The sequence below is a fragment of the Enterococcus durans genome, assembly GCF_002277935.1.
Lineage (GTDB): Bacteria > Bacillota > Bacilli > Lactobacillales > Enterococcaceae > Enterococcus_B > Enterococcus_B durans.
Map to the genome: position 1 here is coordinate 1,988,489 of NZ_CP022930.1, position 15,973 is coordinate 2,004,461.

Below are 15,973 nucleotides of genomic sequence, written 5' to 3' on the forward strand. Positions count from 1 at the left end.
TAGTTATTTTAAGCAAGGTGGGTGAAAGATGAAAGCTTGCGGTATTATCGTAGAGTACAATCCATTCCATAATGGTCATCGCTATCATGCAGATATGGCGAGAAAACAGACAGGCGCTGATGTTGTTATCGCAGTCATGAGCGGTAATTTTTTACAGCGAGGAGAGCCAGCCATTTTAGATAAATGGGCGAGAGCGAATGCAGCTCTTGCCAATGGCATTGATCTAGTGATCGAACTCCCGATAGAATGGTCAGTTCAATCAGCAGATTACTTTGCCAGGGGGGCAGTTCGTTTATTACAGAAGATTGGCTGTGATTATTTATGCTTTGGTACAGAAGGAGAGCAATCGTTTGATTATCAAGCATTCGGATCATTTGTTCAGGAAAACCAAAAGAGAATAGATCAAGCATTCTTGCAATTAGTGGATCAAACCATGAGCTATCCACAAAAAATGACAGAAGTATTCAATCGACTCTACCCTGAAATGAATTTAGATTTTTCGTCACCCAATCATATTTTAGGTTTGAGTTACGCGAAAGAAAACGCCTGTTATGATCGACCCATGCAGTTAGTACCGATTGCTCGAAAGAATGCGGGATATCATGATCAAGAACTGCCAGAGCAGCAAATTGCTAGTGCGACGGCCATTCGAAAAGCATTGAGCGAAAAAAGAGCAATCGATCATTATGTACCAACTGAAACAGCCAAAATTTTTCAGTCTGCCTCGATGCAGACGTGGGAAACCTATTGGCCACTACTCCGTTATCGATTATTGTCTTCAGAAACAGAAGAATTACAAACAATTTATCAAATGACAGAGGGAATCGAAGTGCGACTGATAAAAGCGGCGAAAGAAGCGACGACTTTTGCTGATTTTATTGATTTAGTCAAAACGAAGCGTTATACGTGGACGAGGTTGCAACGTTTAGCTTGTTATACACTGCTAAATATCAAAACGGAAGAAATAAAAAGGCAACAAGCACATCTGTATCTAAATATATTGGGTTCGACAAAAAAAGGACGAGTATTTTTGAAAGAAAAACGAACGCTCCCGCTGTTTGCAAAAATAGGCAAACAGGAAGCACAGGTTGCACATCTTTTAATACGGAGTGATCAAATTTACCAGTTGGCGCCAGGTGTTCAGGAACAAAATTTTGGTAGAAGACCCTATATCTATGAATAAAAAAATAGGAAATAGAAAAAATACTTCACAGAAATAGAAAACACAAGTATAATGGAACAGGACATTTTGTGTAACACACAATGATAAAAGAACGATTAAATTAGAAAGCGAAGTGAGAATATGGGACGTAAATGGGCAAACATCGTAGCGAAAAAAACAGCTAAAGATGCAAATAACAGCCGAGTTTATGCAAAATTTGGGATCGAAATCTATGCGGCAGCAAAATCAGGTGACCCTGACCCTCATGCCAATCAAAAACTACGTTTCGTCATTGAACGCGCTAAAACTTACAACGTACCTAAACATATCATCGATCGTGCAATTGAAAAAGCCAAAGGTGCAGGCGATGAAACATACTCTGAACTACGCTATGAAGGGTTTGGCCCAAGTGGTTCAATGGTCATTGTCGACACATTGACAAATAATGTGAACCGTACAGCAGCTGACGTACGTGCCGCTTTTGGTAAAAACGGCGGAAACATGGGTGTTTCAGGGGCGGTTTCCTACATGTTCGACAACACAGCGATCTTTGGATTTGCGGGTGAAGATGCGGATGAAATCCTTGAATACCTAATGGATAAAGACATTGATGTACGTGATGTGATGGAGGAAGATGGTCAAATCATCGTTTACGGTGAAGTAGCAGATTTCCATGGTATCCAAGAGGCCTTAAAAGAAAAAGGGATCTCTGATTTTTCAATTGCAGAAATCCAAATGATCCCCCAAAATGAAGTAACATTATCTCCAGAAGATCAAGAAACATTTGAAAAAATGATCGATGCGTTGGAAGATCTAGAAGATGTGCAACATGTCTTCCATAATGTAGCTTTAGAAGATTAAGCATCCAAGAGATCGAGACGAAAGTCGGTTAGATTGAGAAATTGAAGAGAAAAACGAACAATACGCTTTTTGTATTGCTCGTTTTTTTTTTTTTGACATTTCCGAAAAACCTGACTTTTGGGCGCCGTTTATTCGAGCGTCCGTACCAAAACTGATTTTTAGATTTGGGCCACATTCTTTTTTTATGTAAAAGAGCAGATGTGATGTTTAAAAAAATGAAATACGTAAGTATAAAAGAGAAGTCTTATATTTTTGCTCAAGGAGGAGCGAACATATAGCACAACGCAACTTTCTGTCGTAATTTCGTATGATTTATTTTCTATTCTTTTTAGTCCTGTGTTATTATTATGTTATAAGTATTATTTGAAAAAATGATACATAGTAATGTGGATGTAGGCGGGGAAGAGTATGGAAGCAAAAATTAGTTTAGAGCCTTTTGAACGTATTTTAAGCGGTTACCAGAAAATCGAAGAACTAGCTGTGAATGTAGCAGATTGTTCGAAATTGGCACAGAAATATGCACGTTATGGGGTAGAAGGCTACCGCTTAGGGAACTATGTCGGAACTGGGTATCTCAATCGTTATCTAGAGTGTATGGTGGATCGTGCACCCATGTTGATATACAAAAGAAATTATTTGATTCCTCTGCTTTTTCGACGTTCAGATTCTGCTTATCAATTATTTGAAGAGGATTATCGAATGGAAGCTTTTTTTCGGTTATTGGAATGGAGCCTTAAACATCAACCGGGGAAAATCTTGATCGAAAAAAATGAAAAGTATGATTTAAAAAAAGCAAAGGTGATCGATAGTGCCTATCTAGCTTTTAGAGTATCGGAGATTCTTGACAGTGGCGGTTACCCCCTCAGTAATTTTCAGACGCTTGAGCAATTCATCGAATGGAATCGAATTTATCGCTTGATTGATAATGGTGGAATCGGTCGTCATAGTAAGCTGTTTGATCCTGAATATCCTGAAAACATGGAAGAGTTGCGAATGATCATCTCTTTAGTTAAATTAAAATATCCGGACACCGAACTCGTGGTTTGATTTCTGTGCTCCTAAAAACCAAATAGAGGCGGTAACAGAAATATTTATTTTCAAAAGAATATTTCTGTTACCGCCATTTATTCTGCTTATAAGTTTATTTTAGTGTAAAGCGCAGAGGGCATCGTTTCGATCAGAGGGCTAGTTTCAGATGTCATCACGTTCAATTCATGCATTGCACGGGTACATATCGTATAAAGGACTAACTTATCTTGACTTGAGAAAAAGTTTTCTTGATCGATATTCCAGAGATATACACGATCGAATTCTAATCCTTTCGCTAAGAAAGCAGGCAATAAAACGATTTGTCGTTTCATGAAGTCTGTTTCATTTGAGATCAATTGGATCTTTTCTTTTAGGACACTCGGTAGTTGCTCATAGAGCTGTTCACATTCAGCTTGCGTTTTTCCAATGATCGCCGTGCGCCAATAACGTGTTTTTTCTTGTGCTTGCTCAAGTGAGTCAGACAGCCAATTTAAGCGAGCCTCTAAGGAAGTGCCTTCCACAATGACTGGGAGCTCTCCTTTGCGAGCAGTTGTTTCCACATGGTCTTCTTTTGACAAAAAGTGATTAGCAAAATCAGTGATTTCTTTTGTCGAACGGTAACTCGTCGTTAATTGGAAATGAGTGACTTCCTGCTCTTTGAATAATTGGTCAAGTGAACCTGTAATCGTTTCATTCCCAAAAACATTTTGATTCAAATCACCACAAAATGTCAAATTCGCTTTTGGATAAACCGCCTGTAAAAGAGCCACCTGTGCAGGAGCGAAATCTTGCATTTCATCAATGAAGATATAGCGTGCTTTTTGTGTGGCGGAGACAGGATACACTTTGCGCATCAACAAGAAGAATAAGACAGCATCTTCTTGCTGCAAGTAACGTTGACGCAGATTTTCTTTTAGTCGCATTGCATGTTCTTGCCACATTTGCGGACTGATGTGATTCTTTGCCAAAACTATTTCTGGAATTGTTTGGATAAAATGCAGGTATTGTTTCGTAATATTGACGAATTGATAATTCATGATTCCGCGATAGATACGGCGGAATCGTTTTTTGACGATTTGATTTGCTAGTTTTTTACGTAAAGAGCGTTCTTTTTGCTCGGTGTATTCTAGATTAGGATCAGTCGCATATAACTCTTGTAATTGTTCTTCTGCCAGATCTTTGACCCATTGTTGATGGGTTTCGTCTTTTTGTAATCCACCCAATTTTTTTAATAATTTTGTTTGTAAGAGCGAAATACGTTGATGTAATGGCAACAGTTCATTGGTTTCTTGGTACCAGGTGCGGATCGATTCTTTTGACAAAATAGTACGTCCATTGATTTTCATGTCACGAAACAGGGGACCGTAATTTGTGATCGTTTCGATATACGCATCAATGTGATCAACCAACGTCAAACCGCTTTTTAACGTTTTGACTGGATCTTTGTCACCAGATAAAAAGCCAGCTTCCTGCTGGTCTTCTTCCAGCAACGTGAATTCTGGAACGAGTTGTTCCAAATAGCTTTTGAATGTTTGCGTAGGAACGCCGCTTTCACCTAAAGAAGGCAAGACGGTCGAGATATAATCTGAAAAAAGATGATTTGGTGAAAACAATAGCACATTTTCAGCTTCAAGCCATTTTCGATTATGGTAAAGTAAAAAAGCAATGCGCTGTAGTAAAGCTGATGTTTTTCCGCTACCGGCGATACCTTCGATCAACATGACTTTGCTCTGTGTATCACGAATGATGGCATTTTGTGCTTTTTGGATGGTGGAAACGATATTTTTCATATGTGCGCTTGATGCATCATCTAAAATCTCTAGTAAGAAATCATCATTGATCACTTCTGATGTATCGACCATCGAAACGATTTTCCCATCTACGATCTTGAATTGGCGTTTCAATAATAAATCAACATTGATCTTCTCAGTATCGGTTTCATAAAAGGCAGGACCGATTTCTCCTTCATAATAAAGGTTTGCGATAGGCGCACGCCAATCGATCACGATCGTTTCTTCTGCGAGGTCTCGTAATGAAGCAATCCCTAAATAAAGTGTTTCAGCTTCACTTTCTTCTTTAAAGTCAATACGTGCAAAATAAGGGTTTTCTTTCATTACCGCTAGGGTTTGCAGACGTTTTTGCTGTGCTTCGAGTGTATGGTATTTTAAAAGCAGTTCTTGCTCGTGTTGGCGGTATTCAACAGCTGACTCATAAAAAGATTCATTTGAACCGGCACGGATCTTATGGGTAGCAGTCTCTTTCGTGGAATCATTCATTTCCTGTGTGAGCGTTTGTTGTTTATTGTCCAGCAGCTTTTGTTCAAGTTGGATCAAGTGAGTCGTTTCATCCACATGCTGTTGTTCTAGTTGTCTTTCATTCATTTCTTTATGTGCTCCTTCCGCCGTAAATAACGAATTAAAAGTATAGCACAAAAGCTGAAAAAAAGGTACCTTTGTCCATTGATTAACAGAAGTTGTTTTTGATAATAGAGGATGAGAGTGATAGTTATTTTCATTTAAGAGTAAATAATTCACAAAGTTATGAGGAATCGGTATTCTATACTCTATAGAGGAGTGAGAACATGGCACATTTTAAGAAATTTTTATTAACTGTTTCTATAGGTATTATTGCGCTGATCAGTGAATTTATTTTTAAACAACCGCAGATTGCCTACCTTATCATTGCAGTCACTGGAGGCTTTTTAGCATTTTTTATGTTTCTTGAAATGATAAAGACCCTACGTTCTGGCAAATACGGTGTCGACATCTTAGCAATTACAGCAATTGTCGCCACATTGATCGTAAGGGAATATTGGGCAAGTCTGATGATCTTAGTCATGCTGACTGGTGGAGATAGCTTGGAAGACTATGCCAATAAAAAGGCAAGTAAAGAACTACAATCTTTATTAGATCGTACTCCTCGCACGGCACATAAACTGGAGGATGGAAAACTAAAAGAAATTGCTGTTGATTCGATCGAAATCAATGACATTATCGTAGTCAAGCCAGGAGAAATCGTTCCGGCAGACGGAAGAGTAGTAAAAGGAGAATCTCAATTTGACGAATCCTCACTGACTGGTGAGGCGAAACCAATCACTAAAGTCGTCGGCGATGAATTGATGTCCGGATCAGTCAATGGGAATGACTCGATCCAGATGCAGATCGAAAAAAGAGCAGCTGACAGTCAGTATCAACTGATCATAAAATTAGTGGAAGAATCAAAAGAAAAGCCGGCTCACTTTGTTCGATTGGCAGACCGCTATGCAGTTCCGTTTACACTGATAGCCTATTTGATTGGTGGGATATCATGGTGGTTAAGCAAAGATCCGTTGCGTTTTGCAGAGGTGTTAGTGGTAGCCTCCCCTTGTCCATTAATCTTAGCAGCACCAATTGCGCTAGTCGCAGGAATGAGCCGTTCTAGTAAAAATGGGATCGTTGTGAAGACTGGGACGACTATTGAAAAGTTAGCACGTACCAAAACAGTTGCTTTTGATAAAACGGGGACGATCACAAAAGGCTTCCTTGAAGTCGCTGAGATCCACCCAGAGCCAGCCATTACAGAAGATGATTTGTTGATCTATGCTGCAAGTGCCGAGCAGGAATCAGGGCATATTTTGGCGCGCTCCTTACTAAAAAATGTGCCTCACAATCAATTGTTAGCTGTAAGTGATTTGAAGGAAATCACAGGCCAAGGGATACAGGCGCTTGTAGCCGATCATCAAGTGAAAATCGGGAGAGCTTCATTTGTTGGCACCAATGAAATTCAGACAACGAAAACAGCGATCTATGTTGCTATTAACGGTCAATTTGCAGGCACGATCCTTTTTTCAGATACCCTTCGTCCAGAAGCAAAAGAAACGATTCAAGAATTAAAGAAACTTGGTATTTCCGATCTCATGATGATCACAGGAGATGGGCAGGCAATCGCCGAATCAATCGCAGCAGAAGTAGGTCTGACTTCTATCCATGCACGTTGTTTGCCACAAGACAAGCTGAAGATCTTGGAACAAATCCCTGAAAAAGATCGGCCCGTTACGATGGTGGGAGATGGCGTCAATGATGCACCTGCTCTAGCCATCGCAGATGTTGGGATAGCAATGGGTGCTCATGGATCGACAGCTGCTAGTGAAAGTGCTGACGCAGTCATATTGAAAGATGATCTAACGAAAGTCACGACAGCAGTAATGATTTCGAAAAGAACGATGCAAGTTGCCAAGCAATCGGTATTGATCGGTATCTTTATCTGTGTCTTTTTGATGCTCGTTGCAAGTATGGGTGTGATCCCAGCTTTATTTGGTGCAGTACTCCAAGAAGTGGTCGATACGGTATCGATCCTTAGTGCATTAAGAGCGAGAAGTGACAGATGAAGTGATAGATAAAGTATAGAAAATTCTTTTCACTTCCTTTGTTTTGCGGTATTATCAAGTGGTAGAAAATCTGTTTGAAACAAATGATACAGTTTCAAGACCAATCATAAGGGAGACGATACAATGCCATTCGTACACGTAGAATTAGTAGAAGGACGTAGTCCAGAACAACTTGAAAATATGATGAAAGATATCACGGAAGCAGTCCACAAAAATACGCAAGCGCCAAAAGAGCACATCCATGTCATCATCAATGAAATGAAAAAAGGAACATATGGCGTAAATGGTGAATGGAAAAAATAAGTCATGTACTTACTTGATTTTTCTTTTTATTAGTGGTTAAATAAACACATAGTTGATTGATGAGAAAGCCAACTGAATTTGAGAGTCTTCGATAAGAGAGGAAAAGCTAGGCTGAAACTTTTCCAGAAGAAAACCAAAGGATGACCACTTTCGAAACCTTTGTCGAAACAAAGGCGGTCGTACCGTTATAACGCTTAAGGAACGTATTGACGTTCGAAATTAGGTGGAACCACGAATCTTTCGTCCTAGTATCTTGTTTATGAGATGCTAGGACTTTTTTGTTGGAGTTCTCGATCAATCAAAAATCTAAGGGAGGCTATTTATTATGATAAAGATCACTTTTCCAGATGGCGCAGTCAAAGAATTTGAGGCTGGCAGTACTACTGCTGAAATCGCCGAAAGTATTTCAAAAAGTTTAGCTAAAAAAGCTTTAGCTGGTAAAGTCAACGGACAGTTGGTTGACTTGAATCGCGGGATTGAAGAAGACGCAACAATCGAGATCGTTACACCAGACCACGAAGATGCACTATCTTTAGTCCGTCACTCTGCAGCACATTTGATGGCTCAAGCAATGCGTCGTTTATACCCAAATATTCATTTTGGTGTAGGACCTGCAATCGATTCAGGCTTTTATTACGACACAGATAATGGAGAAAACCAAGTCAGTGTAGAAGATCTTCCAGCAATCGAAGCTGAAATGATGAAGATCGTGAAAGAAAATCTACCTATCGAACGACGTGTCCTTTCAAAACAAGAAGCGTTGGATATTTTTGCAAGTGACCCATACAAAGTTGAATTGATCAGTGAATTACCAGAAGATGAAGTAATCACTGCATACCAACAAGGTGAATTCATCGACCTATGCCGTGGACCACATGTTCCTTCAACTGGACGTATCCAAGTATTCAAATTGCTATCAGTTGCTGGTGCATATTGGCGTGGAAATTCAAATAATCACATGATGCAACGTGTGTATGGAACAGCATTCTTTGATAAAAAAGAACTAAAAGAATTCATCCGCCTTCGTGAAGAAGCAAAAGAAAGAGATCACCGTAAACTAGGAAAAGAATTAGATTTATTCATGGTTTCGCCAGAAGTAGGATCAGGTTTACCTTTCTGGTTGCCAAAAGGCGCAACGATCCGCCGTACGATCGAACGCTATATCGTTGATAAAGAAGTCAGCTTAGGCTATCAACACGTCTACACACCGATCATGGGGGATGTAGAACTGTATAAGACATCTGGACACTGGGATCATTACCAAGAAGATATGTTCCCACCAATGGATATGGGTGACGGTGAAATGCTCGTTCTTCGCCCGATGAATTGCCCTCACCACATGATGGTCTACAAAAACGCGATCCATTCCTATCGTGAATTACCAATTCGTATCGCTGAACTTGGAATGATGCACCGTTATGAAAAATCAGGTGCTTTGTCAGGCTTGCAACGTGTCCGTGAAATGACATTGAATGATGGGCATACATTTGTAAGACCAGATCAAATCAAAGACGAATTCAAACGTACGCTTGAATTGATGGTTGCTGTTTATGCAGACTTCAACATCACAGACTACCGCTTCCGTTTGAGTTACCGTGACCCAAATAATACACACAAATATTTTGATGATGATGCAATGTGGGAAAAAGCACAAGTAATGCTTAAAGCCGCAATGGACGAATTAGAACTTGATTATTTTGAAGCAGAAGGAGAAGCTGCTTTCTACGGACCAAAACTAGACGTTCAAGTCAAAACAGCACTAGGTACAGAAGAAACATTATCAACGATCCAATTAGACTTCTTGTTGCCTGAACGTTTTGAATTGACTTACGTAGGAGAAGATGGTGAAAATACCCATCGTCCAGTGGTTATCCACCGAGGAATCGTTTCAACGATGGAACGTTTTGTTGCTTATTTAACAGAAGTATACAAAGGAGCTTTCCCAACTTGGTTGGCACCGATCCAAGCAACGATCATTCCTGTTTCAGTTGATGCACACAGCGACTATGCTTATGAAATCAAAGAACGCCTTCAAATGAAAGGCTTGCGAGTAGAAGTAGACGACCGTAATGAAAAAATGGGGTATAAGATTCGTGCTTCTCAAACACAAAAAGTCCCTTACCAATTGGTTGTAGGAGATAAAGAAGTAGAGGATGCAACAGTAAATATCCGTAAATACGGTAGTAAAGAAACATCCGTAGAAGATCTGAACATCTTTGTAGATGCAATTGTTGCGGAAGTACAAAACTATAGTCGTGAAGGCTAATCAAATAGTAGACACAAAAAACAGCAGAGAAGACGATTTGTCTTACTCTGCTGTTTTTTTTCCACTAGCGACTACAAGGAATATTTAGACAAAAACTAAAGAAATTTTATACATTGCTGTGCCGCTCAAAAGGCTTAGATATGGTATACTTACATAGACTGTAAGATGAAAAGGATGTGAGATCTATGGGCGTTATTAGCCATATCAAAAGCATGATGGAAGAGTATTCCTCTGCAGAAAAAAAACTTGCAGATTATATTATCAACAATGTAGAAAAAATTCCAACGATGACGGCCAATGAACTAGCTGAATCAGCTGGATTAAGTGCGCCAACAGTCGTTCGATTTTCTAAAAAAATCGGCTATCAAAGCTTGACTGATTTTAAAATAAATATTTCGACAGAACTCCAAACAGGTATCGACGAAGGCTTTAGCGACATCCAACCGAATGAATCCTTTTATTCGATCAAAAATAAATTAGGAAATAATGCGCAAGTGGCGATCAGAGAGACGGTTGACGTCTTGAAAGAAGAAAAAATCCAAGAGGTCGTTCAAAGTTTGGAAGGTGCAGAAACAGTTTTTTTATATGGTGTAGGAGCTTCTTCTCTTGTGGTGGAAGACATCGTGCAGAAATGGTCACGAGTCGGAAAACCGATCATCTTTGAAAAAGATATCCATGTGCTACTCCCTCAGTTGGTAAGTAATGAAACGAAAAAAGTGCTGTGGCTGATATCCAATTCTGGCAACACTGCAGACGTGGTTGCAGTAGGGGAGATCGCTAAAGATCTGGGTATTCCAGTAATTGCTTTAACACAATTTGGAACCAACCATTTAAGCAGAATCGCAGATGTCGTCATCCAAACCTCCAGACCAAAAGAAATCACTAACCGAAGTGCAGCAACGAATTCCTTGTTAGCTCAATTCGTGACAATCGATATTATTTTTTATTTGTATATGGCAAAAAATGAACAGTTGAGCGAAAAAGTGGGAAAAACAAGACAAGCAATCAAAGGCTATTTTGAGTCGAAACTATGATTGTGCGAAAATAATAGAAAAACAGGTAGTTTTCCACAGTAAAAATAGCGCCTGTTGTGTTTCACGGAAATCAGAACGAAAATTATTAAAAAAGCTCTGTTTTGTAACGATTTGAATTATTTGTATTTGTGACGCAATTTAGTTTTGTGAAACAAAAGAAGATTTTTATCTTGAATTTCGTTAAAGAATTTTTTTAGCATAACTTTTTTTCTTTTTTAATTTCAGAAATTTAGGTACAATGAATCGTGAATGTAAGTAGGTAAAAGATAGGAATGATGAAAGATTTTATGAAAAAATTTATGAACAATTCTTGGATGGATAAAATAAAAAAAGGGGCACAGGAACCAAAAAACAAACCATTTCGCCGTTCCCACGTGCCTTTTCGCTTAAATTTTCTTTTTTTCATTATATTTACATTGTTCGTAGCGCTGATTGCTCGACTGGGGTATCTGCAAATCGTCAATGGGGAAGAGATGGAAGCAAAAGTCAAATCTTCATCTACCTTGACGATCCAAACAAGTTCTCCTCGAGGAATGATCTATGATTCAACTGGAAAGGCGTTAGTGACAAATCAAGCAAACCAAGCGATTACTTTTACAAGAGGGACAAAAGTCACGTCAAAAGATTTGCTGGAGGTAGCAACGAAACTCAATCAATTGATCGATGTTCCAGCGGATGAGAATTTGACCGAACGGGATAAAAAAGATTTTTGGTTGGCTGATCCTAAACATTTGAAAGAAGCAACGGAACGACTTTCCGCTAAAGAAAAGCAGTTGGAAACTAGTGAGCAATACAGTGCAACTGTAGACAAGGTCACAAAAGATGAAATCCAATTCAATGAAGAAGAATTAAAAATTGCAACGATTTTTAAACGCATGAATAGTGCCTACGAATTGAATACAGTATTTATCAAAAATTCTGGGGTGACTGACCAAGAACTTGCAGTCGTAGCGGAACACGCTTCAGAGTTACCAGGCGTTTCAACTGGAACGGACTGGACACGTCAATACAATGCAGCAGACTCATTAAAAAGTATTTTAGGTAGTGTGACTACAGAAAAACAAGGACTGCCAGCGGATGAAGCGGATAAATATCTAGCCAAAGGATATTCTCGTAATGATCGAGTTGGTCAAAGTTACCTTGAAAAACAATATGAAGATGTCTTACAAGGTACAAAAACACAATACGAAGTAACTTTAGACAGTGATGGAAATGTCACAAATAAAAAAGAAATCTTTGCTGGCGAAAAAGGGTCTAATTTGATGTTGTCCATCAATTCAGAATTCCAATCAAAAGTGGAGGACATCTTAAAAAATAATTATCAGACATTAGTCAATAATGGAAAAGCAAAATATTCACCGGGTGCTTACGCAGTTGCGATGAATCCTCAAACTGGGGAAGTATTGGCAATGACAGGATTCAGTCATAAAGAAGGGTCGAATGAACTGACAGAAAATGCTTTGGGTACGATCACAAGTGCATTTACACCGGGGTCTGTTGTCAAAGCAGGAACTTTGACCGCTGGTTGGCAAACAGCGGCGATTGCTGGCAATCAAGTGTTGGTGGATGAACCAATCAAACTGCAAGGTTCTGCTGAGAAAAGTTCGGTCTTCAACCGCAGTGGACAAATACCTATCAATGCGGTAAAGGCGCTTGAATTATCGTCAAATACGTACATGATCAAAGTCGCATTAAAAATGCTTGGCTTGGAATATACACCTAACATGGGCTTACCTTCTCTTGATGAGGAAGCAAAAGCCTATGAGGAATTACGTAAAGCATTTAAAGAATTTGGCTTGGGCACAACAACAGGTATCGATTTGCCAAATGAATCTGCCGGTATCTCCCGTTCAGTCGATTTTATGAAGAAATTCAATTCTGACAACGGCGCACAATGGTATTCACCAGGTAACTTCACCGATCTTGCGTTCGGTCAGTTTGATACGTACACACCGATCCAATTAGCACAGTATGCGTCTACGGTGGCAAATGGTGGAAAAAGAATCGAACCTCGTCTAGTGAAAGCTATCTATGGCAATGATGCAGATGGCAATCTAGGAGAAGTAAAAAAAGAAATCGAAACAAAAGTAGCGAATAATGTAGACATTACTGCGGAAGAAATGTCCATTCTTCGTGAAGGATTCCATCAAGTCGTTCACGGAACGGATGGGTATACGACAGCAAAACCTCTGGCTAACGCAAAAATGGATTTGTCTGCCAAAACTGGTACAGCTGAAACAGTGGCAGAAGGGCATCCTGATATCACAACAGTTAACAGTAATATCGTAGCCTATGGTCCAACCGATAATCCTGAGATAGCTATCAGTGTAGTTTTACCAAATCTATTGGATGAAAAAGACCATATGAATTTGACGATTGCTCAAGAAATCATGGATACTTACTATGATATGTTTATGGCTAATAAACAAAATCCTTGATTTTTTGACCTTCAATCTGTAGCTATTCAACTACAACAAACCTCTTATATATTGGTTTATCCAAGATCAAAGGGTCAAAATATGAAATGGAATAAATCAAACGTCATTTCATCAGTTGCCATTTGGGATGGAACACAACGCTTCTTCCTAAATGGCAATATTACTATAAAAAAACGATTTTATGACAGTATGCAACATATTTCTGTAGGATGCTTACAAGATTTTGTCAGCTATCATGAAATATGATATGCCTTTCTTGATGAATATCTTAGATAAAATCGTCGAAACGAATTTGGGCCACAGCTCGCTTTCTCGCAGACTCAAACGAATTGATTCTAGCGTTTTGATCGAGCTGATTGGTCCATTTTTTTATTGATCCAAAAAAATAATCGACCGAGGAATAACTTGCGTTTGATCTAAGAGCGTGGGACAAAAGTAAGAAACACTTTTGTCTCATTCTTTAAAAACGAATAAACGGAGGGAGCAGAAGCAACTCCTTCTTGAACAAGCCGAAATCCACAAAAATCTGAAAAGCAATTTTCGTTAATTTCTTCTTATTTCTCGGAGTTAAACACTTCTGTCCCAGCCTCAAGGAAAGATGCTATTCATTACCTGAGATTTCGTGAGTGAAAAGCGGAGAAACTGATGGTTGTTCCTCTGATTTTATTTGAAGGCAATAGTTACTGAGGCTAAGTTTTTCGTTGGTCCAGCATGGCTTTTTGAACTTCGCCAGAAGCCTTTGATGAGATGCGCGCCTTTTGTGTAATACTCCTAAATAGGATGTTTTAAAGATAGATAACAGAACCATTTATTATGAAATGAAAAGGACCTGATGAAATGGAACTTTCAGTTAAAAATTTGACAATGAGCTATTCGAACAAGACTGCGTTAGATGATGTATCGTTGAACTTCAAATCGGGTGGGTTAATCGGATTGATTGGCCCTAATGGAGCAGGAAAATCAACCTTGCTCAAAATCCTCTCTACTATGTTAAAGCCCAGTTCAGGGGAGATTTTCCTGGAAAGTCAGGATGTAGTAAACCATCCCAAAATCATGCGCAATATTCTCGGCTACTTGCCTCAGCATGTGCCCTATTATCCACAATTATCTGCTACAGAATATTTAAATTATATTGCTGCCATAAAAGGTATAGCTGCGCAAGATGGAAAAATGCAAATCTCTCAATTACTAAAGCAATTCCACTTGGAAGATGTGGGAAAACGACGTCTGAATGATTTTTCAGGAGGGATGATCCAACGCGTAGGGATGGCCGCGACACTTCTAGGTGATCCAAAAGTAATTTTAGTTGACGAACCAACGGCCGGACTTGATCCGTTGGAACGAGCCACGTTTAGGAATATATTAAGTGAGCTTGCAGTTGAGCGGATCGTCATACTATCGACTCATATTATTTCAGATATAGAAGCAGTTGCTAGTGACTTAGTCTTTTTGAAGGCTGGACGACTACTTTTCCATGGGTCACCAAATGACTTAGTAAAAAAAGCGAATGGTATGGTTTGGGAGTATGTATTGCCGAGTGGAATCTTTCCAGATTCTTCGAACATGGTCAGTTCGCTGATCCAAGAGTCAGATGGCATACATGTGCGGGTGATTGCTGAAACAGCTCCGACGTCTTCTGCCAAGGTCGTTGCGCCAAGGCTCGAAGATGCGAGTATTGCACTGTTGGAAAGACAGGTGAAGCAAAAATGATTCGCATAATGAAAGCTGACCTCTTTCAACGGATCAGAATCCCTTCATTTTTTGTTACAGTTGCTATGCTATTATTTCTTTCTGTTATAAGTACACCTCGTGCAAAAGGAGTGATTCAGGTTCTTTCCATTGATCCATCTGTTTATCGTCAAGCAGATAACCCTTCATGGTTACCGTCAAGTGCAGCTTTGATATTAGGCTTGATTCTGCCCATAATAGGCTTTTTGTTCATAAGGAATTCACTATCCCTTGATCGTGAAACAGGAGTTGCCGATCTATTTATGACAACAAGGTTCCATCGATTTCGCTATGTTTTTGGTAAATTCACTGCAAATTGCCTTTTATTAGTAAGTCTATGGCTTACAGTAGTTATCGGAACTTTTTTTATGTCGATTTTGCGCTTTCCAGGACAATGGCTCTCTATGTACCAGTTTTTAAGCCCTTTTTTAGTACTGTTGCCTGGTATTTTATTACTTTCGGCACTAGCTCTATTAGCGGATACTTTACCATTTTTACGAGGAACATTCGGAACGATCGCGATGATTTTTTTTATTTTGATCCTCTACGTACTTGAGGCAATGAGAAATAAGCAAGAAGGGCTAAATCTATTCAATCTATCAGGAACGAATTATATTTTGGATGCAATAAAACAAGCAGGTATTGTTGCTGGAAAACCAATCAATGGCTTGTAAGTTTTAAGTAGTGGGAAAGGGCCACAGTCTGGCACCCTTTCTCTAGTTATCCCGGCTATCGATTTTAAGCCATCAGATTTGATAGTTATTGGGATACAAATAGTCATCTGTA

General features: G+C 39.3%; 11 protein-coding genes. 10 read left to right on the top strand and 1 reads right to left on the bottom strand.

All coding sequences use genetic code 11. The annotated features are described in order from the left end of the window. The first annotated feature begins 28 nt into the window (after window positions 1-28). From CJZ72_RS09480 to CJZ72_RS09490, 3 genes are all read left to right on the top strand, one after another. Window positions 29-1,183 (top strand): nucleotidyltransferase, encoded by a 1,155-nt coding sequence (locus tag CJZ72_RS09480; protein ID WP_081134730.1) that lies wholly within the window; start codon window positions 29-31, stop codon window positions 1,181-1,183. 120 nt (window positions 1,184-1,303) lie between these two features. After that, a complete protein-coding gene (locus tag CJZ72_RS09485; RefSeq protein ID WP_005877837.1) occupies window positions 1,304-2,023 on the top strand; it encodes a YebC/PmpR family DNA-binding transcriptional regulator in 720 nt (239 codons plus the stop codon). Between the two features lie 408 nt (window positions 2,024-2,431). After that, window positions 2,432-3,070, top strand: a complete 639-nt coding sequence (locus CJZ72_RS09490; protein WP_005877839.1) for a hypothetical protein — start codon at window positions 2,432-2,434, stop codon at window positions 3,068-3,070. Window positions 3,071-3,156: 86 nt separating this feature from the next. Here the strand turns inward: CJZ72_RS09490 and helD are convergent, their stop codons facing one another. Further along, window positions 3,157-5,433, bottom strand: a complete 2,277-nt coding sequence (gene helD / locus CJZ72_RS09495; RefSeq protein ID WP_095443792.1) for an RNA polymerase recycling motor HelD — start codon at window positions 5,431-5,433, stop codon at window positions 3,157-3,159. A gap of 200 nt (window positions 5,434-5,633) precedes the next feature. On the opposite strand from helD, the gene CJZ72_RS09500 reads away from it, so the two are divergent. From CJZ72_RS09500 to CJZ72_RS14755, 7 genes are all read left to right on the top strand, one after another. Further along, window positions 5,634-7,418 (top strand): heavy metal translocating P-type ATPase, encoded by a 1,785-nt coding sequence (locus CJZ72_RS09500; protein WP_081134726.1) that lies wholly within the window; start codon window positions 5,634-5,636, stop codon window positions 7,416-7,418. A 123-nt stretch (window positions 7,419-7,541) separates the two neighbouring features. Then, window positions 7,542-7,721 (top strand): 2-hydroxymuconate tautomerase, encoded by a 180-nt coding sequence (locus CJZ72_RS09505; RefSeq protein ID WP_002287649.1) that lies wholly within the window; start codon window positions 7,542-7,544, stop codon window positions 7,719-7,721. Window positions 7,722-8,046: 325 nt separating this feature from the next. Continuing rightward, entirely contained in the window at window positions 8,047-9,987 is a 1,941-nt protein-coding gene (thrS, locus tag CJZ72_RS09515; RefSeq protein ID WP_081134725.1) for a threonine--tRNA ligase, read from the top strand. Window positions 9,988-10,172: 185 nt separating this feature from the next. Beyond that, window positions 10,173-11,021 (top strand): MurR/RpiR family transcriptional regulator, encoded by an 849-nt coding sequence (locus CJZ72_RS09520; RefSeq protein ID WP_005877856.1) that lies wholly within the window; start codon window positions 10,173-10,175, stop codon window positions 11,019-11,021. Window positions 11,022-11,293: 272 nt separating this feature from the next. Further along, entirely contained in the window at window positions 11,294-13,459 is a 2,166-nt protein-coding gene (locus CJZ72_RS09525; RefSeq protein ID WP_053108909.1) for a peptidoglycan D,D-transpeptidase FtsI family protein, read from the top strand. Window positions 13,460-14,296: 837 nt separating this feature from the next. Continuing rightward, window positions 14,297-15,169, top strand: a complete 873-nt coding sequence (locus CJZ72_RS09530; protein WP_095443793.1) for an ATP-binding cassette domain-containing protein — start codon at window positions 14,297-14,299, stop codon at window positions 15,167-15,169. Further along, window positions 15,166-15,861 carry a hypothetical protein gene (locus CJZ72_RS14755; protein ID WP_227260102.1) on the top strand — a complete coding sequence of 232 codons (696 nt, stop codon included), beginning with the start codon at window positions 15,166-15,168 and terminating at the stop codon, window positions 15,859-15,861. The genes CJZ72_RS09530 and CJZ72_RS14755 overlap by 4 nt, the downstream gene beginning before the upstream one ends. Window positions 15,862-15,973: the final 112 nt, after the last annotated feature.